The organism is Paenibacillus chondroitinus NBRC 15376, assembly GCF_004000765.1.
GTDB lineage: Bacteria > Bacillota > Bacilli > Paenibacillales > NBRC-103111 > Paenibacillus_E > Paenibacillus_E chondroitinus.
In genome coordinates this window covers 170,339-196,647 of record NZ_BILW01000004.1, presented here as the reverse complement: position 1 = coordinate 196,647, position 26,309 = coordinate 170,339, and the positions used below count along the sequence as shown (strand labels likewise).

Genomic DNA, 26,309 nt, shown 5'->3' with positions numbered 1-26,309 from the left:
TTTTTGGTCTACTCTACATATTCGGTAAAATCGACGTTCTCGATAATCCAGCGTTTACGCGGATCCACTTTATCGCCCATTAAGGTTGTTACTCGGCGCTCCGCTTTCGCAGCGTCTTCAATCTGAACCTGCAGCAGTTGCCGACTCTCCGGATTCATGGTTGTTTCCCATAACTGCTCCGGATTCATCTCGCCAAGTCCTTTGTACCGCTGTAACTCGGTATTCTTGCCAAGCTCTTTCACAACTTGCTGCAATTGGTCATCGGTCCATGCATATTTATAGCCGCCATTTTTGCCTTTTCTCGTTACTTTGTAAAGCGGCGGCTGCGCAATGTACACCTTGCCTGCATCAATCATAGGCTTCATGTAGCGATAGAAGAACGTCAGAAGCAGCACTTGAATATGTGCGCCGTCAGTATCCGCATCCGTCATAATAATAATTTTACCGTAGTTCATTTCTTCAACTTCGAACTCAGAGCCGACTCCTGCTCCGATTGCCGCAATGATCGCTTTATACTCGTCGTTTTTCATAATATCGAGAAGCTTTGCCTTTTCAGGGTTCATTGGCTTCCCTTTTAGCGGCAAAATCGCTTGATGCTTGGAGTCGCGTCCTTGTTTCGCGGAACCTCCCGCAGAATCTCCCTCAACGACGAACAATTCATTGCGCTGCAAATCCTTGGATTGCGCAGGGGTTAGCTTGCCGCCAAGGTTAGAGCTCTCGCTTTTCCCTTTTTTCCCGCTGCGAATTTCTTCTCTAGCTTTACGAGCTGCTTCACGGGCTTTAGAAGCTTGAACAGCCTTCTTCAGCATCATCTGCGCGATTTGCGGATTTTCTTCCAGGAACACCGTCATCTTGTCCGAAACAACCGCATCCACCGCACTTCTTGCAATAGCGCTTCCAAGCTGATCCTTGGTTTGACCGACGAATTCGACATCGCCCATCTTAATATTGATTACGACCATCATACCTTCTCTTAGGTCGGTACCGTCAAGGTTTTTCTCTTTCTCTTTGAGAATGCCCGCTTTACGTGCATATTCATTCATGACCCTTGTATAAGCCGTTTTAAAACCCGTTTCATGCGTACCGCCGCCGCGGGTCGGGATTGCGTTCACGAATGAGGCGATTGTTTCTGTGTAGCCATCATTGTACTGAAGAGCCACTTCCACTTCAATTTCGTCCTTCTCAGAGGCAAAATGAATAACGGGATGAAGCACCGTCTTCTCTTCATTCAAGAATTCAACAAATTGGCTGGCGCCGCCTTCATACTGGAATGAATCCTGTTTATCCGTGCGCTCATCTTTTAAATTAACCTGTAACCCCGAATTCAAGAAGGCAATCTCTTGCAACCGCTCGGATAAGGTGTCGTAGGAAATGGTGGTGCCGCCTTGGAATACGCGTTTGTCCGGCTTGAACGTAACTTTAGTCCCTGTCCGGTTCGTATTGCCTATAACTTCAAGCTTCGTAACCTGTTCACCCACATGCTCAATACCAGCATCATCGACCCAGTATTCAAAGCGCATTTTGTGCACTTTGCCTTCGCGATAAATTTCAACTTCCAGCCACTCTGAGAGAGCATTCGTAACCGAAGCACCAACGCCATGCAGACCTCCGGATTTCTTGTATCCAGCACCTCCGAACTTGCCTCCGGCATGAAGAATCGTAAACACGACCTGCGGCGTAGGAACTCCTGTCTTATGCATACCTGTCGGAATCCCCCGACCGTTATCCTGCACCGTGATGGACTGATCTTTATGTATGGTCACACTGATTTTGGAGCAGTATTTGGCAAGATGTTCATCTACCGCATTATCGACAATTTCCCAAATCAAATGGTGCAAACCGGAAGAACTCGTGCTGCCGATATACATCCCTGGTCGTTTACGAACAGCAACAAGCCCTTCCAGTACTTGAATATCATCGACATCGTAATCCGATGTTGGGGCTTTTCCATTAGCAAATTCTAGTTGCTCAGTCATTGAAGCCCTCCTTTTTCTAATATAGGGTTCTTTGATAGGAGTTTCGCGACTCCAAATATCTTGTTAATTCAATATATCCTTGCGGGAGAAAACAGTAAAGGAAACAATCAGCGAAATCGCGGCCCATACACTTAATACACTTAGCGAGAAGGCCAAATCCATACCTTTTATCGGCGGCAGACCTCCTGTAAGATATTTGGTTAAGTCCAAGTTGACCATAAACAAATACTTAGCTGTTTCCCAAGATGACACCATGTTCGAAAGAATCGTCCCCGAAATTAAGACTGCGAGCATGACCCCCATACCGGCAGCTGTTGATCGAATGAGAACAGAGATCATTAACGACATCAGTGCGACGACTAATGCCGAAAACCAAACTAATCCAAACTCCATCAAGAGGAAGAACCACTGATCAACCGCTCTTACCAGACTGAAGTCTACATCCGTGCCACTGATCTGAATGCCTGTAAAAATGGGCATCGTCCATCCGTTATAGCCGAAAACAAGGCCGGAAATCAAGTAACACAGCACACCGGTCGAAAGAACCGTAAGCGAAGTAAAGAAAATAACAGTAATTAATTTGCTCAATAGGATTTTCCATCGCCGGACCGGTCTTGTCAACAATAATTTAATAGTCCCCGTAGAATGCTCGGATGATACGATATCTGCCGAAATGACCATGATGATCAGCGGAATGAATAAAGAGACAGCATTTTTGACAAATTCACGCGTGAAAGTAACGGCATTCGGCGAGCTCGGATCGACATCTTGTTCCAGATAATAATTAGCAATTTGTATCTGCACTTTAAGCTGCTGCTTCCATTCGTCTGGCGTACGTGCAGAGGTTAAACGCTTCTCCCAATCAATAATTTTCTGGCGCTGATCCGCCTTCCAGTCTGTCGTACCAAATTGCTTTTGTGTATTTTGAGCCACTCTCATTTGTGCATAAGTAAACATAGGAATAAGGGCAAGCAGGATCAGGATGATCAAATAAAATCGTTTTTTCTTGATCATTTTGATACATTCATTTTTGACGAGTTCATACAGAATACGCATTTCTTTCACCGTCCCCTATTGTATGGTTTCACCCTCGGTTAGGCTCAAGAACAAATCTTCCAGCGTTGGGTTCTTGATTTCTACAGCGTAGAGGCTAATTCCTGCTTCCATCAATTGCCTACTTATTTGCGGGACATGCTCTTTATCCATCTGGGTAACAATTTGTCTCACAGAATCATGTGTATGCATGGGATCATCTTGCCCAATTTCCTCAATCGCGTTCACAAGTGGAGACGCATCGAGAAGCCCCTCAGCCTTATCGGCCGGAGACACGGACCAAACCACTTTGCCGCCTTGCGCAATCAACTCATTTACCGCTCCTACTTGAATGACTTGGCCATGGCTAATAATCGCTACACGGTCACACATTTGCTGAATCTCGCTCAATAGATGGCTGGAAACAAACAAGCTCAATCCATCAGCCGCCAAACGCTGAATAAATTCCCTCATTTCCTTGATTCCTTGCGGATCAAGTCCATTGGTAGGCTCGTCCAAAATTAACAAGCTCGGCCGCCCAAGAAGCGCTTGCGCGATACCAAGCCGCTGCCTCATGCCGAGGGAATAGGTACGAACTTTATCATGAATTCGCCCATCCATCGAAACAATTTCGACAACCTCATGGATTCTCTGCTCGTCAACATCCGGCAGCATTCTTGCGAAATGCTCGAGATTTTCCCAGCCCGTTAAGTACGAATACAACTCCGGATTCTCTACAATGCAGCCAACATGACGCATGGCTTGATTGTGCTCCTTGCGGACGTCAAATCCACAAATGTGAATCGTCCCTTCCGTTGGCCGAATTAGATCAACAAGCATTCGAATGGTTGTTGTTTTACCGGATCCGTTAGGCCCTAAAAAACCGAAAATTTCACCGGCATAGACATCAAAGGAAATCCCCTTGATAATCTCTTTATTTTTAATTTGTTTTCTCAAATTTTTCACGGATAATACGGTATCAGGAACGATTACTGCTTCTGTCACTTTGCCTGCCCCCCATTACTTCAGAATTTGTAAAATTCGATCTGCAATTCGCTCATATCCATCCGCATTAGGATGAAAATGATCAGCCGAAGACAAATATTTAATCAAATTTTGTTTAAACAAATCATAAGTCGGGACAATTACCATTTGTGGATAACGATTGATCATTTCGAAAACGCCATTATTCCAGCGCTGCACAATAAGTGAACCTTCCTGTTTCGGATCCATATCTAAAAATGGATGATATAAGCCTACGTACATCACGGTTGCCTTCGGGTTGGCCTTATTAATCGCTTCGAGAATTTTCTGCACTTTATCGAGCGCCGGAGCCACACGACTTACCGCTGCCTCAGGGTTAAACTCTGTCTGATTATCCCCTTGAAAAAGTCCGTCTCCACCTGCAAAAATATCATTTCCGCCGATAGTAAGCAAGATAATATCTGCCTGCGCAAGCGCATCCTGTGTCTTCTTTAGCGCCAGATCAGCCAGCAGCTGGTCGCTCTTATAGCCTGGAATTGCTAAATTATTAAGCACAAATACCGGTTTGCCCGTTTCCTTCTCCAGCTTTTCACGGAAGCGGCCCACATAACCTTTACCTGTATTGTCACCCGTTCCTGCCGTTAATGAATCGCCGAGCGCTACAATTTGCAGCTTTGCTTTGCTTTCAATCATCGATTCCTTCTTCGGAGCCTCTGTCGCTAATTGAAGCGATCCGGAAGCCTTCGGAAACCATATCTGATTCGCCGCGTAAGCAAATCCTACAGCGAAAACAATCGTCGTAATAGATGCGGTTAAGCCAATTGTTCCCCATATGAAGCGAGATGATCTCAAAAATGTCCCCTCCTGCGAATAAATGGCATAATTCATACTAAGAGTATAGCTTCTAGAATAAATTTGCAAACGCTGCAAAAAGGCAGTGCCAAAAAAACGATCATATGTTCGTTTGGATAGTATAACATATTTAGCCAGAAATCAAACAGTCTCAATTATTTTTTGGTTTGTGTAATTGATTGATATCCTCGAAATTGAGGACACCAGTTCCGCTATGATTTGGCTTAGCGGAATGTTCCGCTAGTCTTTGTGTGTTTAGTGAGGTGGAGGGTTGCGAATTAGTGAGTACATCGGTTGGATCGTGGAAGGTAGGTAAAGTAGCTTGATTTTCTTGGGCTTTTTTTATGAAAGAGTCTCTGCACAGGTTAGAGGGGATTAGTGACTGTTAGAATCACAAAATGTGCTGGTATTGCGGAATAGCGACATTTGGATGCGTTACAGCAGCAGATGTATGGCGTGGGATGAAGATAATTGAAGGTATCGTGGTGCTGCTTCGATTACAGTTTCAACTGTTGGTAGTGTTGCGATATTACTGAAGGTGGTGCAACTTATGGTGATGCTTCTGATATGATGGTAGGTGTGCGGTGTTCTACTGTTGTTGCTACTGTTGGTGGGTGTGTTGTGTTACTGAGGGTAGTGTTACTATTGTGGGAGTCGTGATTTTCAGCTTACAGGTGGCACAGTTCAACTTGTTACGTTTACAATATTCTAACGGACTCAGTCGCCACTATTGGTTACTTTTGGAGCTAATTTTGAATTTAACGGACACAGGTGACCTTAATCGTCTTGAAACTAGCTGAAACCACTGTAAAGCCGATAAATAACAGCTCCTCGGTCCGTTAGATTCTCAAAAATGGTTAATTTGGCCGAATAGCGACATGTGGGTCCGTTAGCAGGAGAAATAGCGTGCTAATAGGTTTCAGTAGGAAAACTTTGCATACACCTCCCCCCACTTTTAGCAAAAAAATAAACCTAGCGGCATGAACTACACCGCCAGGTTTATGACTAAACAGCATCCTGCAAAAACTTATACTGCGCTTGAATCAAACCGTAATAAATCTTCTGCTCCTTCATCAATTCATCATGATTGCCGATTTCCATCATGCGGCCATGATCCAGCACGACGATTTTATCCGCGTTGCGAATCGTAGAAAGCCTATGCGCCACGATGAAGGAAGTCCGCCCGGCAAGAAGCGTTTTGAGGGCTTCTTGAATTTTCAGCTCCGTATCCGTATCGATACTTGCCGTCGCTTCGTCCAGAATGAGCACTCGTGGATTCGCAAGCAGTGCCCTCGCAAAGGAAATCAACTGACGTTGCCCCATCGATAACACATTTCCGCGTTCCTGTACCTCCGTGTCATAGCCATTCGGCAAGCCGACGATAAAGTCATGCGCATGAACGGCTTTAGCAGCCTGTTCAATCTCTTCATTCGTTGCATCCAACCGACCAAAACGGATGTTATCTCGAATCGTGCCCGAGAAAATAAACGTATCCTGCAGCACGACGCCAATTTGGGAACGCACGCTTTGAATCGTAACATCGCGAATGTTAGTGCCGTCAATCAGAATACGTCCTTCTGTAGGATCATAGAATCGACAAAGCAGATTCATAATGGTACTTTTACCTGATCCCGTGTGCCCAACTAACGCAATAGATTGCCCTGCATGCACCTCCAGATTAAAACCTTTTAATGCCGGACGACCAGCCTCGTACTCGAATACGAGATTTTCAAATTTCACATTACCTTTGATGTTAGGCAGGTCTTTCGCGTCTTCAAGCTCAGCGACAGAAGGCTTTTCGTCGATAAATTCGAAGATCCGCTCAGCAGAAGCCATTGCAATTAGCAGTTGCGAATACATTTGACCCAGGCGCGTAATCGGCTCCCAGAAATAACCTATGTAAGTAGCGAAAGCAACCAATAAACCGACTGAGATTTCCTCCGTTTGGATCAAATAAGCACCCATCCAGAAGAGAATGCAGTATCCGATTGCTCCTGTTATCTCGATGAGAGGACCGAACGTCTGATTGAGCATCGAAGCGCGATTCCAGGATAGACGGTTAACCATGTTCATTTTAGTGAAAAACTGAATATTTTCTTTTTCCTGCGAATAAGCTTGGGTGACCCGTATCCCTTGAATACACTCATTCAAATGGGCATTCAGCCGCGATTGTTTCATCGTTACATCTTGCCAGGCATGGCGAATTTTCTTGCGCAGCTTGGTAGAAATCAAGAACATGATAGGAACCGTTACAATAATGGCAGCCCCTAATTTAAAATTAAAAGTCAACAAAATAATAATGATCCCAACAAGCTGCACGACGTCAATCAACAGGTTAACGACCCCGTTTGTAAACAAATCTTGCAGTGAGTTTACATAATTCGTTACACGAACAAGGACAGATCCTGCTGGTCGTGTATCGAAGAATCGGAACGACAGCTTTTGAATGTGGCTGAACAAATCGTGCCGCAAATCGTAAATGACGCGTTGTCCAATCATATTCGTGTACTTAATTCGGAACGTATTTGCCAGCCATTGGATGATATATACGCCAAGCATGACACCGACGATGATTAGCAGCAGGTTCGTATTTTTAGGTACAATAGCATTATCAATCGCTTCTCTAATCAGTAGCGGTACTGTCAATTTGGTGATAGCTCCAACTAACATCATAATAATGATAATCGGGAGCATTTGTTTCTTATAGGGCTTCATATAACTAAATAAACGTTTCAATTGACCCCAATCGAAGGGCTTATCAATCAACTCATCATCCTGGTAAACAAATCGTTGCCCGACTTGAGAATCTTCGTTCTTGGCAGCCGCCTCGGCTTGATTTGATTTCGTACTCAATGTGCTAACCTTCTTTCTTGCAAAGAGGAATGGTTTCGCGTTGTCGCATCTAATTCACTATCTTTGGCTGCAGCAACTTGATCATCTTCAGTCGCTTGCTTAGGTTGATCCGCGTATTGAATATCGTAAGTTTGACGATAGAGGCCTTCCTGCTGCAGAAGCTCGTGATGTTTGCCTCTTTGAACGATTCGTCCTTTATCCAAGACGATAATTTCATCAGCATGCTTCAAGGAAGAAATCCGATGCGCAATAATAAATGTCGTTCTTCCCTTCATGACTTCACTAAAGCCTGCTTGGATCTCGTGTTCTGTTTCCATATCAACAGCGCTCGTTGCATCATCAAGCACCAGGATTTTGGGATCTTTGATCAGTGCTCGAGCAATGGCAATACGCTGCTTTTGACCGCCTGATAAGCCTAATCCGCGCTCGCCGACAACAGTATCATAACCTTCCGGCAGCTCAGAAATGAATTCATGTGCTTTAGCCAATTTCGCTGCTCGAATAATTTCATCCATCGTAACATCTTTGCGACCATAAGCGATATTGTTAAGAATAGTGGAAGAGAATAAGAACGTTTCTTGGAAAACGGTTGCAATCTGGCTGCGATAGCTTTCAATCTCAAGCGAACGAACGTCTTTGCCATCGAGCATTACTCGGCCGTCTTTCACATTGTACGCTCTCATTAGCAGAGAGATCACCGTCGTTTTACCTGAACCTGTGCTGCCTAGAAGCCCAATAACTGAGCCTGCTGGAGCATCCAAATTGAAGTCGTATAAAGCTGGCTGCTTCTCTGGATAAGCAAATGTCACATTGTCGAAACGCACATGACCTTTCACTTGGCTGCTTGTTACAACCGCTGCATCCGCTTGATCTTTCACGTGTAAATATTGATGCAAAATATCGAGAATTTTCTCGCCAGAAGCTTTCGTATTCGTGAAGTTGTTGATATGGAAACCAAGTCCCCACATCGGTCCGATGATGTACCAGATTAAGCTGAAGCAAGCAACCAGCTCACCTAGGGAAATCGTATCCTGGATGACCATGTAACCTCCAACGCCAAGCAGCATAACGACGCTCAGATTCGCCAGAATTTCCATGATCGGAAAGTATTTCGCCCAAATCCCGGAACTTTCAATATTCATCGCCTTGTAGTCCTCATTACGGGCTGAAAACTTAGTCACCTCATGAGCTTCACGCGCGAACGATTTGACGGTCCGAACCCCTGTGATGTTCTCTTGTACCGCGGTTGTCATCGAACTAAGCGATTGGCGTACCATCCGGAATGCGGGATGAATTTTGCCTTCAAAACGAATGGCCGTAAACGCCAGAAATGGCATCGAAATCATGGTCAGTAAAGCTAACTTCCAATTGATGGAGAACATCATGCTCATACCGAAAATCAACATTAGTAGAACGTTTAATAGTTGAGCAAAACCAAATCCGATGAATTGCCGAATTGCTTCCAAATCAGCCGTCAATCTGGACATTAAGTCCCCTGTTCTTGCTTGATCGTAGTACTGAAAGGATAAATACTGCAGCTTGTTATAAAGCGCATTCCGCAAATGATACGCAACCCGGTTGCCCAATCGGCCCCCTAGCAAGCCATGCAGGAATTGAAACATCCCTTTCATAGAAACGACAATCACAACAATAATTGCTAATTTTGGAACGAGTTCAAATTGCTTTTTTGCGATCACGTTATCGATGAGATACCGGAGTAAATTCGGATAAACGAGACCTAATGCAGTTGCTAGGGCTAAACATAGAATGGCTCCAAAAAACAGTTTTTTCTCTGGCCAAAAATAGGGCTTCAGTTGCCTGAATACATCCACTTTGGTGACCCCTCCTCAAGAAGGTGAATTTGGAAAAGCTAGGTAAGCGTTTTAATACTTAATGAATCTTAACACCATCCCTATATGCGGGCAATCAGAAGAATGCGTGATATATTCGCTTAAAAGCCCATAACTTCACAAAAACGTGCAGGAATCCACCCTATTCTTTAAAATCATCCCAATAACCATCAATGTAAGCCTTTACATAGCGGTACGTGAAAAAGGGCTGATCACGTTCAATTGAACATGACCAACCCTATTGTTTAAATGTTAAACAAACGACTTTAATTGATGCTGTTTGGATATTAGTTCGTTCAAATCAATCTTCATTTCAAGGGCATCGCGCATCCCTTCGGCATGCTCATTCAGCTGCCCAAGCAGCTGATTTTTCTGTTTCAGCAACCAGTTTTCGAGCTGATTGGCATATGCCTCTTCAAGCTCTGCAGTTTGAAGCTCAACAAACTGAGCGACCGGAGCCGTCATCCGATTTTCCAAATCTGCTCGCAGCTTGCTTTTGCCATCCCCTTCAAAAAATTGCTTCGGGTTCTTGAAATGACTTTGCAACAATTTAAGTGAGATCTCGGGCGCTTCCATTTTGGAGCTGATTTCAGGCGTAACAAATGTGTTGGATTCGTATGAACCGCTCTCGAAGCCATCCATAACTTGGCGAAGCTGCTCTTCCCAACGTTTAACACGATTTCCGGATATCAGATTCATTCGATTCTCAACCCGCAGCGTCGTTGCAAGTACTTCTTGCGAAAGATCATAACCGATCATGCGCAACAGCTCACCCCAGGCCGACTGGAGCGCCTGCTTCGGATCTCTGGCTTCCTCACGGAACGTGGAAGGATTAAAGGCGTAATTGTACAATTCACCAAACCGGTACATCGTACGCTGCTTCACATAATACAGAAGCTCCTGAATCTCTTTCTTCAATTCTTTGAGTTCCGCTTCGAAAAGCGTACGCTCAAGCAGCTCAGCACACTCCCGCTCAGACTGCTCCAGCTTCCTAAGCTGCTGCTTCCGTTGTTCTTCCCCTGTTTGCGCACTCTCGAGCCATTGCTGCATTGTGGCAATCGCGCGGTGCAGCTCCAGATTCGCTGAGTGTATCGCAACATCGCTCAGTTCATTAAAGGTAAACTGCACAAACTCGCCTTCAAACGGACGGATGCCCGACTGCGCGACAAGCGCTTCGTTGCCGGTAATTTTCCCTTCTGCCGCTAAATAACTGGATATCGGATAAATCCGCGGATTGCGGATACCGTGCTGCAGAAGATTTGTTTCCACATGGGTCATTACCCCCTGCAATTCTTCCGGGCTTGCTGCAAGATCGGCGGCATTCACGATGAAGAACATTTTATCCATTTCAAAGCTGTCTTTGACACGTCCAAGCTGTAAAAGGAACTCGCGGTCCGCCTGCGAGAACGCGTGATTATAATAAGTCACGAAAAGAATGGCATCGGCATTTTTAATATAATTAAAAGCAACGCCGGTATGGCGAGCATTAATGGAATCTGCACCAGGTGTATCAACGAAAATAATGCCTTGTTCCGTCAAGGGATTCGAATAATATAATTCTATAAATTCAACAAAACAAGACTTTGACTCGTCGGCGACGTAGCTTGGAAACTCCTCTTTGGTGATTTTCAGTTCCGTGCCCAAATGATTCTGCGCCAGCTGCCAGCCTTTCTCGACGGCTTTAAGGAAGGAATAATGCGGTTTTCCTTTGGCGGTTACGTCAGCTGGGGAAAGAGCGCCTATACGTTTCAATGAGGACGCCATATCGCTCGCTTGCACGCCTAAAATTTCAAGTGAATATAGGACGTCCTGAAGAATCGCGTCCGCTTTCTTCATCTTCACCTTGGCCGTACCATGCGGCCAGCCCTCTTGCGGCGGCATGATCTTATTAATGGCCGCCGTCGTTGGGTTCGGCGAGACCGGCAGCACTCTTTCACCAATCAAAGCATTGGCGAAAGACGACTTGCCGGCGCTGAATGCGCCGAACAACGCAATCGTGAACGTCCGCTGACGCAGACGTTCCGATTTCTCGCGCATGGCACGCGCGATCGACCGCATCGACGGCAGTCCGTCGATGATGTCCGAAGCCGCCAGCAAGTCGGCGGCTTTGCGCTCCATGCGCCGACCGTGTTCACCTGAGGTGAACGCGGTCGGCGCGGATGCCGCTGCCTCCACAGGGGCAGCGGCTGAAGGTCCTGCGGCCGCCGATGCTGTCGCAGCGGCCTGCAGGATCTTATCCATGGAGGTGACATGCAGCCCCCCGCTCAGCGGGGCGGCTGCTTGCTCCTCCATGGGCGTGTACTGCTGCGCGTCCGGCAGCGCCGGCGCAGCTGGCCTTGCCCAGCTCGCCATGCGCAGCAGCTGGGCCGTTGCGGCCGCCTCGGCTTCCTCGAGGCGGCGCAGTTCGCGGGCAGCGCCGAGGCGGCTGCCCAGCGCTTCCAGCTCGGCCGCAAGCGCAGCGGCGGCCACAGCACCGTGCTCGCGAACCGCAGCCGCGATCAGGTCGATCACCGCAAACGACTGTTTGCGGTACTGCTGTTTAATATCCGACGCAACTTGCTTCATGAAGTTGAGCGTGTATTCGCCGCCGAATGTGGCGCCAGCATTCACTTGCGCTGCAAGCCACTCTGGCGTGACTTCCACGCGCAAAGCCTCAATCTGAGCCAAGAGACCCGCGTCATGCTGCCCTTGATTTTGCGCAGCTTTCTTCAAAGCGTCCCGCAGATGCCAATCCAGCTGTGCTTCCACCTGCTCCGATAAATCCGCTTGAAACGCGTTGAGCCGTTTCTCCGTTTCCAGAGCCGTCTGTGCAGCTCTGGAGAAGAACCCTACCTTGAACCCGGGCTTGCGGCTCTCTAAATACGCATGAGCCTGATCGCGGGTCAAGGCCGGTGTAATGTTGGCATTTTCAATGATTGTGCCAACTTCCTTACGCAGCTGTGCCGTCAATGCTTCCGGCAGTCCTTTCAAGACCGTCAGCTCCTGCTGCTTGGCAGTCGCCAGCGCCTCGACCTCCTGCACATCACCTTCCAGGCTGATTTGCTCCATAAGCTCAGCCTTCTGCGGCTCATGCTGCTCAGCCAGCCATTTGCCATGTTCGTCGGCAAGATAGCGTGCAGAGGCGTCAATGCTGAAGCTGCGCAGCTCGTCGCCACGCTCAATCAAGCGGCTTAATAACCATTGCAGCTTCCCATACTCATTATGAGGATGGTTCGGCTCTTTCATGGTAACAAAGAGTAGATCATCCGGCACGATACCCCAATTCAAAAAGGCTTGTTTCGTCCCCTCTTGATACTGCGAAAATGGCAGTTCCCATTCTTTGTGCTTATCGATCATATTGACAATGAGATAGAGCGGTTTGCCCCACTCCTTCATTTTCTTCGTAAACGCAAGATTCACTTCGGATTGTACATGATTGTAATCCATCACATAAAACACGACATCCGCCAAGTGCAGCGCAGACTCCGTAGATTTATGGTGGGCATCGTCCGTCGAATCAATCCCTGGCGTGTCTAACAGCGCTGTATGTTCACCCAGAAAAGCAATGGGATAAGATATTTCTACTGTTTCAATATCTGTACCATTCACACAATAAGCTTCAAGCTCATCGAGCGGAATCGTATTCGTCTTCCCTTGGAGGCTTCCATGTCGATGTGTAACATGAGCGCCAGGTGCCCCATTGCGGATACTCACGATATTAGCACTCGTTGGTATCGGGGAGGACGGCAGCAGCGGATGCCCGCATAACTGGTTAATTAAGGTTGATTTCCCCGCTGAAAAATGGCCGCAGAAAGCGATGTTCATTCTGCCTGAATCAATCTTCGCCAGCAGTTGCCCCAGCTTGCCAGCATTATCCAGATCTCCTGTTGTTTGCAGACTTACCTGCATCTTCTTGATTGCATCCGGCATGACCGAGATGTTTGTATCGATTGCTTGCGTCATTCGTCCGTTCCGCTCCTTATTTACCGGTCTTCTATCCAATCTTATATCTATGAGGATACAGAAAAAAATCTCCCAGAGGGAGATTTAATTTTTTAGGACATAACCACTTTTTCTTTTTCAGGCAAGAAAATTTCAAAAACATCGCGATGCTGCAAAATCGTAATATCCGATTCTTTAACTTTCATCACAACAACCTCAGTTTTTGTTTTCATCTTGTCTATGTAATTCTGAGGAACTTCACCTGATTCACTGACTGTAATGCCTTCAATGACTTTTTCCTCATTATCGGCTAATGGAGTATTAATCACTTGTTCGAAAATATCAGAGAATTGTTCAAAGCTATTGGTATATACGGCGATGCATTTCATTTAAATCCCATCCTTTGTCTGCATATCATTTGTTTGTAATAGTTTTCCTAGTTGAGCTTGGTTTCATACGTTTCTTACCCTCGCGACAGTTATCCAAGAGAGGACATACCTCGCATTTCGGGTTCTGCGCTTTACAATGATAACGGCCAAAAAAGATCAGGCGATGATGGGTTTGTGTCCACTCTTCTCGTGGAACCTTCTTCATCAGCTTCTTTTCTACCTCAAGCACCGAATCATCGATGCCCGCCAATCCCAGTCGCTTGGATACGCGCTCTACGTGAGTGTCAACGGCAATGGCAGGTACTCCAAAAGCATTGGAGACAACGACGTTTGCCGTCTTTCGGCCTACACCAGGCAGCTCGACTAAGTGTTCGTGCTTCTCTGGGATCTCACCATCAAACTTGTCCAGTAATAACCGGCACAGTTTTTGAATATTGCTCGCTTTATTTCGAAATAATCCAATCCGTCTGATGTCTTGCTCCAGTTCCTCCAATGAAACGGCCAAGTAATCTTCGGGGCGCTTATATTTCTGAAATAAATCCAATGTCACCTTATTTACGGTTTCATCAGTGCATTGCGCGGATAGCAAAACAGCAATCGTTAATTCAAAAGGATTACTGTGACGCAGCTCGCAATGTGCATCCGGAAATAGTTCACCAATCGTATCCAAAATATGCCTTACTAACTTCTGCGTCATGTCTTTGCTTCCTTAGGGTCGTAATATTCTTCAGTTTAGCGAATTGTGACGTTAGAATCAATGCTTGTGAGCGTCAAAATGCGAACATTTTCTAAAAAATTGCCATATTTATTTTAAAAATCATAAAAAAACCGCCTGCAGCAGGAGACTAGCTCCTACAATACAGACGGATGTGACGATTATTTTGTTCAATTCTTACTTCTCAATCTCAACAATTTTATTATCCAGCACATAGATCGTGATAATATCACCGGATACGAATGAAGATGGACCCACTATGTCTGTTCCTTTATGATAATAAGCTCTTGGGTAAAGGCTGTAAGAAGTCTTATCTCCAGCAGATGTTGATTTCAAATACATCTGATTAACAACTGAGCTGTAGTTATCAACTTCTCGTTTTGCAGTAGCAGCCACTTGAATGATGAGCTTATCGCTTGCATCTTTCATGACTTGAACACGATCGCCCACTTTAATGGAAGCGAAATTATAATCCGATCCGCCGTTCAGCTTCACTCCGAAATTGGTACCTGCATTGATGACTTGGCTTTTCCCGGTAAAGTCTTGAACCGTCAACGAGGAGCTTGCCGCATTCACAGCTGTTACTTTGCCGATTACAGGAGTTGAAATCTCAGCTCTGACAACTTTTGAACCATTGAATGAAAGCTTCACATAATCATCTAATACAAAGTCATTGATCGAACCTGTGCTTTGATCCGGTTTCACAATCGGTACACCGTCGAGCGAGATGACATACTGCGAATTCGATTCATCCGACACGGTAATTTGCTTGGAATTTACATTTGTAATCACCGTTTTGTACATAGCTGTTTTACTGGTTGTAATTTTAGTCACGATACTTTGGTCGAAGCTAATTTGTAGGGAGATTGTGTCTCCTACTTTTAGATCCGAAAGCGTACTATTTGGCTTATTCGCCAGTTCAACAACAGGTGCATACTGCAGCTTAAATGACAAGCTTTGACCGCTGTCTGTTTTTAGCGTAATATCATTCGTTTGCAGGTTTAATTGCGTGATTTGTCCGTTTAGCTGTGTAGACATCTGAACTTGTGTAACCTTTTTCTGTGCAACCAGCAAATCTACATATTTTCCTACTGTAAATGTACCGCTAAAGTTAGATAAAGGAAGCTTCATACCTGCATATGAAATCGACACGCTATCCGTCAAAATATACGCATGCGGCTCACCTTTGTTATCGATAACCGAAAGTAGCTTCAAATTTTGATCATAGCCAACTATTTTAGCAAAATATAAATTTTCAATAGAGCGATTTGCGACTGTAATCAACGTTACTTTATTATTGAGAACTTCCAGCTTCAACTGATCGCCAGCAGCAAGATCGTAAATACTTGCGTTCGTTAATCCATTGATCACGACTTTCACATTCTCAGACAATTCATACGCATCAACAGGTTTACCCGTCGTTTTATTAATCAATAAAGTCGATTTATCTTCAGAAAACTCCTTAAAAGTCCCCTCAATACTTACACCGACATCCGCTTGCTTTTTAACAGAAATTTTCACTACTTCACTGTTCTTAATCGTATATTCGACGACATCGCCAATGTGCAGAGAATTCAGATCCGCCAAGCTGTTATCCGTAGAAGTAATAATTAAAGCAGAAGAGAAACTGTATGATTCAGGTTGACCTGACTCCGTATCCAGCAGCGTAATTTGTGCCGCGTCCTTGTTCAGGTTTTGGATCGCCCCATTTGCCGTTTTGTTAACTGGCACTTGTTTGACGATGATAGACGTGTATTTGTCCGTGTTGACAATTTTGCTTTTGCGCAATTGAATGGTACTGCCGGTTACAATGTCCCCAAGACTGAGTCCGCGACCTTCCGTATCCGTTACGGCCACATCCGACGCCAAATCATAGCTTTCAAAATCATCCAATGTAGCTTTCATCGTGCTCATGTTTAATTTGAGCAATTTGCCCTCTTTGATGTCCATCTGCAATTCGTCTTTAATGATTTCAACATAGTAAGCAACGCCGTTTACTTCAACGATTGAAACTTCATAAGTTTCTTGAAGTTCTTTCGGGTCAATTGCCGTATCGTTTTTGTTTCCGTAGAAAACAGTGTTTGGTGAGATCTTATATGTACTTGTATTGCCCTCTTTGTCCATTAGACCAATTGTGCCGCTTGTGAGGGTGGTCAAATATCCTTTTTTCGCATGCGCAGGCAAAGATGTCAATTCTTTCTGCGAGCGGCTTAAGAAGGCAGCCATCTGAGCGCGGGTTACTGCGCCTTTCGGCTGGAAGGTCCCGTCTTCAAAACCATCAACAACTTTCAACGCAACCGCAGCATTTACATATCCAAGTGATGTAGCGCTGATGGAGCTGTTATCGTTAAATGTCGTTTGCGTTTCGGATAAGCTTTGGGCGAAAGCGCCTTTGCCGATCGCACGAATAACGATTTCTGCTACCCATTCTCTTGTTGCCTTACGTTGTCCCCAATTTTCTTTGGACTTATCGCTCGAGCTTCGCTCTTTCTCTTCTTCGTTCGTAATTAAACCTTTTTGAAGCGCGACAGCTACATAGTTCCTCGCATAACTATCAACAAGCATAAAATCAGGGAATACAGTTGTAGATGTCATGTTATTGACTTCATCCTGCAACCCCATCATGCGGACTGCCATAATCAGTACGTCCTGTTGGGAAACCGAGTTTTCAGCGCGGTAGGCACCATCTTCATAACCTTCGATGATTCCTTCGAGAGCCAATTTCGAAATATGGCGAATTCCCCAATAATCAGATTTTACATCCGGGAACGAAAGTTTCACGCTATTTTTGGACGTTCCACTCGTGGAGTCAGCGGCAAGAACCGGTGTTCCAGCTAAACTTGTTACAATTAATGAACTTAAGATTGCGCTTGCCAACTTCTTATTTCTCATCTCTAAATTAACTCCTCTGCTCTTCCATTTAATTAGGTCGTTTGATTGGGTAGGGAAGCTCCAGATGCCCCATTAAGCTGTCTACTTGTTTGCCATCCTTCAGGACGTATAAAGCTTTCACTTCCGGAAATTGAAAAACCGTTTTCTTCAGGGCTTGCAAAAACATTTCTTCCCCAGGGGCGCCCAATTGCGTTTTGGGACCAAACGTGAGGTCCACTTTCAATTCCCCTTTGGTTTTATCAAAGGCTGAACTTGTAAACTTTAAGTCGTCAAATAAAGGAATGGCTTTAGGATCATCGCTCTTCTTAAGTGCGTTCAAGGCTGCGCCATACACATCTGCATCCTTTTTGTAAGTGATCGTAACTTCTTTCTCTATAAGCTTCATTTCATCTTGATCGCTATAGTAAGCCTTGATCTTTTTGTGGAGCTCAGGTTCCGGTGTCGGAGTCGCCGCAACTGTTGGCGCAGGACTTTGAACCGTTGACGTTGAGATTGGGTTTGTTGATGTCTGCGGTGCAGAACCGCTAACCAACTGATTTTTTTGACCGCAGGCAGTTATAGACAATGTAATGGCACTCACAAGAAGTGCCCCTTGAATAAAGCGTCTTGTTTGGGTCATTTCACACACTCCTTCGCGTTTTGCATAGCAAAACTAGCATCGTAGCCTAAAATTAGAGTTTTTACCTCCTATTTGAGGTTCAAGTATTCTTTGATAGCAGCAACGAGAGCAGAGGCTAATTTGTCTTGGAACGCATCCTTGTACATCGCACTTTCATCGTTCTTATTAGACAAATACCCCACTTCCAGCAGAACAGCCGGCATGGTCGTTTTCGTGATGACTCTAAAATCAGCTTCGCGTACTTTGCGATCAGGAAACCCTGTTGCCGGAATCGCATATTTGTGAATGACATTCGCAAAAGCTGCGCTTTCCGGTCGGTTGTAATACGTTTCTGTACCGGATACCGTAGCCTTGGCACTGTTACCGTGAATAGATAAGAAAAGGTCCGACTGAATGTTATTGGCAAAGGATACCCGGTCATCCAGCGGTATGAACGTATCGTCAGAACGAGTCATCAAAACATTAAGACGCTTGTCCTGAAGGAGAAGCTGCTCTACTTTCTTCGCCATAGACAGTGTAAAATCCTTCTCATGTCTGCCAGTTATGGATAATGCGCCAGGATCATTGTCGCCGTGCCCCGCATCAATTACGACAGTTAACTGATGTTCGGCAATTGTCGCTTTCCACTGATTAGGCAGTTTGGTAGGCTGAACCTTATAATCAGCAGTACTTTTCAAATCCAGAATGACTCTTACTGTAGCCGGATTATCGTTAAAATTGGAAAAACGAACTTTCTCGACCAGCGGATGCTTCGAACTCAGCTCTCCCGCATTTTTGACCAGCAGTTTCTTGAGAGGCTCATCTAACACTGTGTTAGGGAAATCCAATACAATCCGATTGGGATTGGCTAATTTCATGGATGTCGGTACAAGCGTGCCGTCTTTGGCCGTTACCGTTAGCTCCTTATCGGTCAACACGATAGATTGCACCAGATGGACATTCGGATCCGGTATGTTGGACCCAGTGCCAGTGCCAGTGCCAGTACCACTCCCAGTCTCTGTACCGTCTCCTGGTTTGACTGGATTTGTTGGTGTTGTTGGATTGGTAGGTGTTGTTGGCGGCGGCGTTGTTGGCGTGTTGCCATCTACGACATCAACCGGACCTGTTACTGGCTTGGAATCGCTATCGTCTTTTTTGAACATATGTACGGAAGAAGTGGATGCGTCCCATGTAAATTCAATACCCATTTGCTGTCCAATGAAACGGAGCGGCAGCATCGTATTGCCTTTATCAATGATCGGAGCAACCTCCATGACTTCCTTTTTGCCTTTAATCAGCGCTGTTTTGCTGTTGATCGTCAATTGAATGTTCACATCGTCTTTGACGATGGTTACTTTGCTCGTGGCTTCATCCCAAGTTACCTTCGCGCCAATTTCTTCAACAATAATGCGCACGGGTACAATTGTATTTCCACTAACAATGCGAGGTTGAACTTCACTCGAAACCAATCTTTTCTCATTCATAAAAAGCTTAATCGCATTAGACGCTTCCGCCCCCAATGCCGTAGTAGGCAGCAGCATCACAGAAATCAGCAACATGAAACAAAATGCAGGAATTTTCATCATTCACCTCTATATATTGTCGGAATTATAGTCGTAATCACAAAAATGAGAACTCTGTCTCTCAAAACCTAGCAGCAATTGTCCTTTATCTCAAATTAGTCACTTAGCCCGACAGCAAAACCCCCGTCCGTTCGACAATCTAGTAATCTATTAGACGTATCAAACTACCAAAAGTTGCATAAAAAATAAACAAAAAAAAGACACATCCCATGGGGTCCCCATAGAGATGCGTCTTCGACCCGAACTTATTTATAAGCCAAACGCTTTGCGTGAGCTTGCTCGTAAGCCGTAATTTTGTCTTCATGCTGGAGTGTTAAACCGATATCGTCCAAACCTTGCAGCAAAAACTGACGACGGTGCTCGTCGATGTTAAAGCTAATTTCCAGTCCATAATCGTCTGTAAGCTTGTTGTTCTCCAGATCAACATTTAGCTTGTAACCTTCATGCTGTGCTGTGCGGTTAAACAAATCATCCACTTGTTCTTCCGAAAGTTTAATTGGCAAAATGCTGTTTTTGAAGCAGTTGTTATAGAAAATATCCGCATAAGAAGGTGCAATGATGACGCGGAAGCCAAAATCTTGAATCGCCCATGGCGCGTGCTCACGGGAAGATCCGCAGCCGAAGTTCGCTCTGGAGAGCAAAACGGAAGCGCCCTGATAGCGATCCTGATTCAGAGGAAAGCTCTCGATCACGTTACCCGCTTCATCCCATCTCCATTCGAAGAACAGGAATTGGCCGAAGCCGGAACGCTCAATTCTTTTAAGAAATTGCTTAGGAATAATTGCATCTGTATCTACATTGACACGATCCACAGGACCGACGAGGCCTGTATGTTGTTTGAAAGCTTCCATGTTTTCATTCTCCTTAATCAGCCAAAATTAAGCTTGTTGGTATTCTTTAATTTCCCAATCACGAACATCATAGAAATGACCTTTGATCGCTGCAGCAACAGCCATCGCTGGGGACACGAGATGCGTACGTCCACCGCGGCCTTGACGGCCTTCGAAGTTACGGTTGGAAGTCGATGCACAACGTTGGCCAGGTTGCAGAACGTCCGGGTTCATCGCCAAGCACATACTGCAGCCAGCGTCACGCCATTCGAAGCCCGCAGCTGTAAAAATTTTGTCCAAGCCTTCTTTTTCAGCTTGAATTTTGACGCGGCCGGATCCTGGAACCACGATAGCCGTCACGCTAGGATCAACAGAGTATCCTTGAGCGATTTTTGCAGCTGCGCGAAGATCTTCAATACGTCCGTTCGTACAGGAACCGATGAAAACATAGTCGACTTTCAGATCTGTCATTGGTGTACCTGGTGTTAAATCCATATATTCAAGCGCTTTTTCAGCTGCTTTACGTTCATTTTCGGTTTCAAAACTTTGTGGATCCGGAACAAGTGCTGTTACGCTTGTACCCATGCCCGGGCTAGTTCCCCAAGTTACTTGCGGAATCAAGGAATCAGCGTCAAACTCAACGACCCAGTCATACGTCGCGCCTTCGTCCGTTACATACTTGGACCATTCCCCAACAGCTGCATCGAAATCAGCGCCTTGAGGCACGTACTCACGACCACGCAGGTAGTTGAAAGTCGTTTCGTCTGGAGCAATCAATCCTGCTCTAGCTCCGCCTTCGATGGACATGTTACATACCGTCATACGCTCTTCCATGGAAAGACCGCGAATGGCTTCGCCTGTATACTCGATAACGTAACCAGTAGCAAAATCCGTGCCGTATTTCGCAATAACGCCAAGGATTAAGTCCTTCGCTGTTACGCCTGGTTTCAAGCTTCCCGTAATGCGAACTTCAAGTGTTTTGGCTTTGGATTGCTGCAGCGTTTGCGTAGCAAGAACGTGCTCAACTTCACTTGTACCAATACCGAATGCAAGCGCTCCGAAAGCACCGTGTGTCGATGTGTGGCTATCGCCGCAAACGATCGTTTTACCTGGGTGCGTTAGACCAAGCTCAGGTCCCATAACGTGCACGACACCTTGATCGATACTGTCAAGATCGAATAGTGTAACGCCGAAGTCACGGCAGTTTTGTGAAAGTGTGTCAATTTGTTGCTTGGAAATAGGATCTGTAATATTGTAACGATCTTTCGTTGGAACGTTATGATCCATCGTTGCGAAAGTCAGATCAGGTCTGCGTACTTTACGGCCTGACATGCGAAGCCCTTCGAATGCTTGCGGCGATGTTACTTCATGGACCAGCTGCAAGTCGATATAAATTACGCTAGGTTTGCCTTCTTCCTGGTTAATTACGTGATTATCCCAGATTTTTTCGAACATCGTCTTTTTACTCATACCCAGTCACCTCTTGTCATTATCCGCTCAATTTGTTAATGTCTTACCCTCATAACGTAGTTTAGCACGATTACTATCATTGCTCCAAGATATAATAACTATAAGCTTGATAGATTAATCCTATAATTTAATAAAATATTGACATAATTAGTGATAATGATTATCATTCTCTCAGTGGGATTGAAACACCCATCATTTTTATCCATTTATAGATACATATTATAGGAGGGTTTATTTGTGCTTAAAATTGTAAAACCATTAACGGTTACTGCTTCACTGGTCATGCTTTTCCTTACTGCTGCTTGCGGTAATGCGGCTAATACCACCAGTTCAACAGCTTCGCCAGCTGCGTCTGCTGCCGCTACGGCTGCTGCTGACACTGTCAAAACCATCACACATGATCTAGGGACGACCGAAATTAAAGGTACTCCTAAACGGATCGTCACTTTAGAGTGGACCTATGCGGAAGACTTGCTCGCCGTTGGTATTCAACCAGTAGGGTCTGCTGATAAAAAAGGTTATGCAAATTGGGTAAACGTAACACCTGCTTTGGATGCTTCTGTCGTTGATGTAGGAACCCGTCAAGAACCTAACCTGGAAACTATTACAGGTCTCAAGCCTGATCTCATTATTACCAGCACACTGCGTTCAAGCAAAAACTATGAGGCACTCAAAAAAATCGCACCTACTATCGTTTTTAACTCCTACCCTGCTGAAGGAAAAGGCGATCAATATGCGGAGATGGAAAACACCTTCAAAACGATTGCTGATGTTGTTGGTAAAAAAGCGGAAGGCGACAAAGTGCTTGCCGACCTTCAAAAAGCATACGCAGATACGAAAGATAAACTTGCCGCTGCTAAAAAAGATGGCGCTGAAGTCGCACTTACACAAGCTTTCAGCAATCAAAACAATGCAGATCTTCGCATGTTCCTGGACAACTCCATGGCTGTACAAGTTCTTCAGCGCATCGGATTGAAAAACGTATTTAAAGCTACTAAATTTGAAATGTACGGCTACTCGACCGCTTCCGTGGAAGCACTGCCAGCTGTGCAAAATGCCAACTTTATTTACATCGTGCAAGACAACGACAATGTGTTTGAGAAGCAACTCAAAGATAATGCCGTTTGGAAAGGTCTTTCCTTTGTAAAAGAGAACAAAACCTACAAGCTGCCTGGCAACACTTGGCCGTTCGGCGGTCCATTGTCCGCAAAACTATTTGCCGAGTTGACAGCTAACGCGTTAACCAAATGAGCCAGATTAAGTTAAAAACAGACCTTTTTATAAATCGGCAAACGACATGGAAAGCCTTTTTCGTTTTTGGAGGAGGCCTTCTGGCTCTGCTTCTTGTTCTGTTCCTGAACATCACGCAGGGAGAAGCCAACCTTACTGTTCATACCATCGTGAACGCATTGCTGCATCCGCAAGATACCCCCGACCATCATATGGTTCGGGGGCTTCGCTTGCCGCGGGCGGTCATCGGCCTCCTGGCCGGAGCTTCGCTTGCGGTTGCAGGAGCGCTGCTCCAAACCGTTACCCGCAATCCATTGGCATCCGCTTCAACACTAGGCTTGAATGCAGGTTCTTATTTTATCATCGTGCTTGCAGCCGTTTACTTTCCTGGCTTAAAGTCGGATCATTCACTGCTTTTGGCACTCATTGGCGCATGCGGCGCAGCCGTCATGGCTTACTTCATGTCAGGGGGTCGCAAAAGTACTCCACTGCGCATGGCTTTGGCAGGTATGATCGTTTCCCTCGTATTGTCTGCCTTTACAAGCGGTCTGCAAATTATGTATGAGAATGAGACCAACGGTCTGTTTATGTGGGGCTCAGGCGCATTAGGGCAAAATGATTGGCTTGGAGTACGCTACGCACTTCCTTGGATATTGATCGGGCTGGTTGCTGCCCTTTTGTTCAGTCAGAAGCTGGATATGCTGGAGCTGAATGAGGAAACGGCTGTTTCACTAGGTGAGAATGTCAATTTAATTCGTTTCATGGCGCTTGCTGCTGCCATTTTACTGGCCGGAGTGACGGTAAGTGTCGTAGGTCCGATTGGCTTTGTCGGGCTCATCGCCCCACATTTGATCCGATTGATTGGCCTCAGACGTCATAGGTTTTTGATCCCGGGCAGCGCATTATGGGGAGCGGTTGTGCTGATTTCGGCGGATACGATTGCGAAAATGTTTCGCAGCACGCTTGGCGAACTGCCTGCCGGCTCCGTCACCGCCGTTCTTGGAGCTCCCTGGCTCATTTGGCTTGCTGTTCGCGGTTCCAAGATGCAAGCTTCGTCGGATAGCGGATCCTCGATGGGCGTCGGCTTCATCGGCAGCAAAATTCCGTATCCCTTGCTAATTTTGCTGGCATCCGCCTCTCTGCTTGCGCTTATTCTGACCGGATTATCCGCTGGCGCTTTAAAAATTCCTTTTGCAGATGTCCTTGCCGTTCTATCCGGCGGCGGACCCGAGATGTCGAGCAACGTCATCTTTAACTTACGTTTGCCTCGCGTGCTCGTAGCCGCACTTGCCGGAGCCTCGCTAGCGATTGCAGGCTCCATGATGCAAGGCGCCGTTCGCAATCCGCTTGCCGACCCTTCCGTTGTCGGTGTAACGACAGGTGCTGGCATGGGAGCACTTCTTGTCCTCACCATCTGGCCAACGGCTTCGGGCATGTGGGTACCGATCGGCGCGATGGCCGGCGCTCTCCTCTCGGCCGGCAGTGTGTATGTGCTGGCATGGAAAAAAGGGCTGAATCCCGTCGTATTAATTCTTGTCGGGATTGCGATATCTGCGCTTGGATCAGCTGTCATCCAGTTCCTGATCATTAAATCCAAACTCGGCGCTGCTCCAGCTCTAACTTGGTTAGCTGGGAGCACATATGCCAGAGGTTGGCTGGAATTCTGGCAATTGAGCGTGGCCATGATTATCCTCTTGCCCATCGCTTGGCTGCTTGGCCGTCGTGTGGATTTACTTGCTTTTGGAGATCTTGTCTCGCTTGGTTTAGGCCTTAAGCTGCAGAAAACCCGCCTGATTACGGCAAGCATCGGAGTTATAATAGCGGCGATCGCAGTAGCTTGCGTTGGCACCATATCTTTCATCGGGCTGCTCGCTCCTCATGCCGTTCGGATTTTCATGGGCCAGCGTCACCAGAAATCGGTTGTCCTATCCGCTTTGATTGGCGCCATTTTGCTAGTCATTGCGGATATTATCGGGAAAGTGATCGCCATTCCCAAAGAAATCCCTTCCGGCATCGTTGTTGCTGTCATTGGCGCACCGTATTTACTGTTCCTGATGTACCGGAGTACCGTGAAGAGGTAACATAGCGAGGTATGAAGAGACTGTCCGCAAGTAGATTTATTCTGCTTGTGTGACAGTCTCTTTTTATTTATGGATTATGCTAAAATACGATCATGAGCTATGATAAATAAACATGTTTAACCTCATCATTTATTTTAGGAGTTGTAAAATCATTGGAACTACGCCAACTACAATATGCCATTCAGATTGCCATTGAACGAAACTTCTCGCGAGCCGCAGAAAAACTTCATATCGCCCAGCCCTCACTCAGTCAGCAATTGTCCAAGCTAGAGAAAGAGATTGGCGTTCTTCTGTTCCAACGCAGTACAAACTCCGTTGAACTTACGCATGCCGGCTCTTTATTCGTCGAGAAATCACAAAAAATTCTTGATATGGTGGAGCAGCTCAAAAAAGAAATGGAAGACATTTCACAGATGAAAAAAGGGCGCCTCGTCGTCGGCAGTATGCCTATCACGGGATCGACAATCCTTCCTTTTGTAGTCCCTGCTTTCCAAACCGCTTATCCCGATATTGAAATTTCACTCGTTGAAGAAACTTCAGCGAACCTGGAGACATTGACCATGAACGGGCAAACTGATATTTCTCTCCTGTCCTTGCCGCTGAGGGAAGAATCGCTTATATATGAAACGCTGCTGGAAGAAGAAATTGTCCTTGCCGTGCCCCCGCGCCATCCGTTAACGCAGGCCCAGGAACCGATCAGTATCTCGCAGTTGGAAAAAGAAGCCTTCATCGCCTTAAAAAAAGGCCAAGGTTTTCGAAAGCTTACGCTTGATCTCTGCCAAAATGCCGGGATTGTCCCTAATATCGTGTTCGAATCCAGCAACATGGAAACAGTCCAATCGCTTGTGGCAGCCGGAATGGGCATCGCATTCGTGCCCTATTTGATCTCAAAACGCAGCTTCAGCGAGTTGTCTCCCGTTCACCTTACCTTGGAAGGCCGACCGACCCGAACACTTGTCATCGCTTACCGCAAGGGCAGATACCTCTCCAAAGCAGCCGAAGCTTTCGTCAGCACGATGAAAGAGGTTATGCGAACAATTGGATAGCTTTACA

The 26,309-nt window shown here is 45.9% G+C and carries 17 protein-coding genes; 3 read left to right on the top strand and 14 right to left on the bottom strand.

The window, feature by feature from the left end; all coding sequences use genetic code 11:
- Window positions 1–8: 8 nt before the first annotated feature.
- The 14 genes from parE to leuC form a co-directional block, all read right to left on the bottom strand.
- Entirely contained in the window at window positions 9–1,976 is a 1,968-nt protein-coding gene (parE, locus tag PCH02S_RS07330) for a DNA topoisomerase IV subunit B (protein ID WP_127451524.1), read from the bottom strand.
- A 63-nt stretch (window positions 1,977–2,039) separates the two neighbouring features.
- Complete coding sequence (locus tag PCH02S_RS07325) at window positions 2,040–3,032, bottom strand: ABC transporter permease (RefSeq protein WP_127451522.1); 993 nt, start codon at window positions 3,030–3,032, stop codon at window positions 2,040–2,042.
- A gap of 15 nt (window positions 3,033–3,047) precedes the next feature.
- Window positions 3,048–4,013 carry an ABC transporter ATP-binding protein gene (locus PCH02S_RS07320; protein ID WP_174806741.1) on the bottom strand — a complete coding sequence of 322 codons (966 nt, stop codon included), beginning with the start codon at window positions 4,011–4,013 and terminating at the stop codon, window positions 3,048–3,050.
- Between the two features lie 15 nt (window positions 4,014–4,028).
- Complete coding sequence (locus PCH02S_RS07315; protein ID WP_246068980.1) at window positions 4,029–4,844, bottom strand: GDSL-type esterase/lipase family protein; 816 nt, start codon at window positions 4,842–4,844, stop codon at window positions 4,029–4,031.
- Between the two features lie 1,005 nt (window positions 4,845–5,849).
- Window positions 5,850–7,697 carry an ABC transporter ATP-binding protein gene (locus tag PCH02S_RS07310; RefSeq protein ID WP_246068979.1) on the bottom strand — a complete coding sequence of 616 codons (1,848 nt, stop codon included), beginning with the start codon at window positions 7,695–7,697 and terminating at the stop codon, window positions 5,850–5,852.
- Window positions 7,694–9,529, bottom strand: a complete 1,836-nt coding sequence (locus tag PCH02S_RS07305) for an ABC transporter ATP-binding protein (RefSeq protein ID WP_127451518.1) — start codon at window positions 9,527–9,529, stop codon at window positions 7,694–7,696. The genes PCH02S_RS07310 and PCH02S_RS07305 overlap by 4 nt, the downstream gene beginning before the upstream one ends.
- Window positions 9,530–9,799: 270 nt before the next feature.
- The gene (locus PCH02S_RS07300; RefSeq protein ID WP_127451516.1) at window positions 9,800–13,489 is read right to left on the bottom strand and encodes a dynamin family protein; all 3,690 of its coding nucleotides are present in this window, start codon (window positions 13,487–13,489) and stop codon (window positions 9,800–9,802) included.
- A gap of 92 nt (window positions 13,490–13,581) precedes the next feature.
- Window positions 13,582–13,857: an NAD/NADP transhydrogenase alpha subunit gene (locus PCH02S_RS07295; protein ID WP_127451514.1), complete on the bottom strand. Its 276-nt coding sequence runs from the start codon at window positions 13,855–13,857 to the stop codon at window positions 13,582–13,584.
- 25 nt (window positions 13,858–13,882) lie between these two features.
- Entirely contained in the window at window positions 13,883–14,554 is a 672-nt protein-coding gene (nth, locus tag PCH02S_RS07290) for an endonuclease III (RefSeq protein ID WP_127451512.1), read from the bottom strand.
- 195 nt (window positions 14,555–14,749) lie between these two features.
- Complete coding sequence (locus tag PCH02S_RS07285) at window positions 14,750–17,464, bottom strand: S-layer homology domain-containing protein (protein WP_127451510.1); 2,715 nt, start codon at window positions 17,462–17,464, stop codon at window positions 14,750–14,752.
- 28 nt (window positions 17,465–17,492) lie between these two features.
- On the bottom strand, window positions 17,493–18,083 hold the full coding sequence (locus tag PCH02S_RS07280; protein ID WP_127451508.1) for a GerMN domain-containing protein: 591 nt from the start codon (window positions 18,081–18,083) through the stop codon (window positions 17,493–17,495).
- A 68-nt stretch (window positions 18,084–18,151) separates the two neighbouring features.
- Window positions 18,152–19,648 (bottom strand): N-acetylmuramoyl-L-alanine amidase family protein, encoded by a 1,497-nt coding sequence (locus tag PCH02S_RS07275; protein WP_127451506.1) that lies wholly within the window; start codon window positions 19,646–19,648, stop codon window positions 18,152–18,154.
- A 242-nt stretch (window positions 19,649–19,890) separates the two neighbouring features.
- On the bottom strand, window positions 19,891–20,496 hold the full coding sequence (gene leuD, locus PCH02S_RS07270; RefSeq protein ID WP_127451503.1) for a 3-isopropylmalate dehydratase small subunit: 606 nt from the start codon (window positions 20,494–20,496) through the stop codon (window positions 19,891–19,893).
- A gap of 27 nt (window positions 20,497–20,523) precedes the next feature.
- Window positions 20,524–21,945: a 3-isopropylmalate dehydratase large subunit gene (gene leuC / locus PCH02S_RS07265; protein WP_127451501.1), complete on the bottom strand. Its 1,422-nt coding sequence runs from the start codon at window positions 21,943–21,945 to the stop codon at window positions 20,524–20,526.
- 237 nt (window positions 21,946–22,182) lie between these two features.
- Here leuC and PCH02S_RS07260 point away from each other — a divergent pair, with 237 nt between their 5' ends.
- The 3 genes from PCH02S_RS07260 to PCH02S_RS07250 all read left to right on the top strand — a co-directional run bounded on the left by PCH02S_RS07260 (window position 22,183) and on the right by PCH02S_RS07250 (window position 26,302).
- Window positions 22,183–23,196 (top strand): ABC transporter substrate-binding protein, encoded by a 1,014-nt coding sequence (locus PCH02S_RS07260; protein ID WP_307719926.1) that lies wholly within the window; start codon window positions 22,183–22,185, stop codon window positions 23,194–23,196.
- On the top strand, window positions 23,193–25,256 hold the full coding sequence (gene fhuB / locus PCH02S_RS07255) for a Fe(3+)-hydroxamate ABC transporter permease FhuB (protein ID WP_127451499.1): 2,064 nt from the start codon (window positions 23,193–23,195) through the stop codon (window positions 25,254–25,256). The genes PCH02S_RS07260 and fhuB overlap by 4 nt, the downstream gene beginning before the upstream one ends.
- Before the next feature lie 152 nt (window positions 25,257–25,408).
- A complete protein-coding gene (locus tag PCH02S_RS07250) occupies window positions 25,409–26,302 on the top strand; it encodes a LysR family transcriptional regulator (protein WP_127451497.1) in 894 nt (297 codons plus the stop codon).
- Window positions 26,303–26,309 lie beyond the last annotated feature (7 nt).

Excerpts from the sequence above, each read along its gene's own strand:
- parE (WP_127451524.1), bottom strand. The coding sequence starts at position 1,976 with ATGACTGAGCAACTAGAATTTGCTAATGGAAAAGCCCCAACATCGGAT.
- PCH02S_RS07325 (WP_127451522.1), bottom strand. The coding sequence starts at position 3,032 with ATGCGTATTCTGTATGAACTCGTCAAAAATGAATGTATCAAAATGATC.
- PCH02S_RS07300 (WP_127451516.1), bottom strand. The coding sequence starts at position 13,489 with ATGACGCAAGCAATCGATACAAACATCTCGGTCATGCCGGATGCAATC.
- PCH02S_RS07295 (WP_127451514.1), bottom strand. The coding sequence starts at position 13,857 with ATGAAATGCATCGCCGTATATACCAATAGCTTTGAACAATTCTCTGAT.
- nth (WP_127451512.1), bottom strand. The coding sequence starts at position 14,554 with ATGACGCAGAAGTTAGTAAGGCATATTTTGGATACGATTGGTGAACTA.
- PCH02S_RS07285 (WP_127451510.1), bottom strand. The coding sequence starts at position 17,464 with ATGAGAAATAAGAAGTTGGCAAGCGCAATCTTAAGTTCATTAATTGTA.
- PCH02S_RS07280 (WP_127451508.1), bottom strand. The coding sequence starts at position 18,083 with ATGACCCAAACAAGACGCTTTATTCAAGGGGCACTTCTTGTGAGTGCC.
- PCH02S_RS07275 (WP_127451506.1), bottom strand. The coding sequence starts at position 19,648 with ATGATGAAAATTCCTGCATTTTGTTTCATGTTGCTGATTTCTGTGATG.
- leuD (WP_127451503.1), bottom strand. The coding sequence starts at position 20,496 with ATGGAAGCTTTCAAACAACATACAGGCCTCGTCGGTCCTGTGGATCGT.
- leuC (WP_127451501.1), bottom strand. The coding sequence starts at position 21,945 with ATGAGTAAAAAGACGATGTTCGAAAAAATCTGGGATAATCACGTAATT.
- fhuB (WP_127451499.1), top strand. The coding sequence starts at position 23,193 with ATGAGCCAGATTAAGTTAAAAACAGACCTTTTTATAAATCGGCAAACG.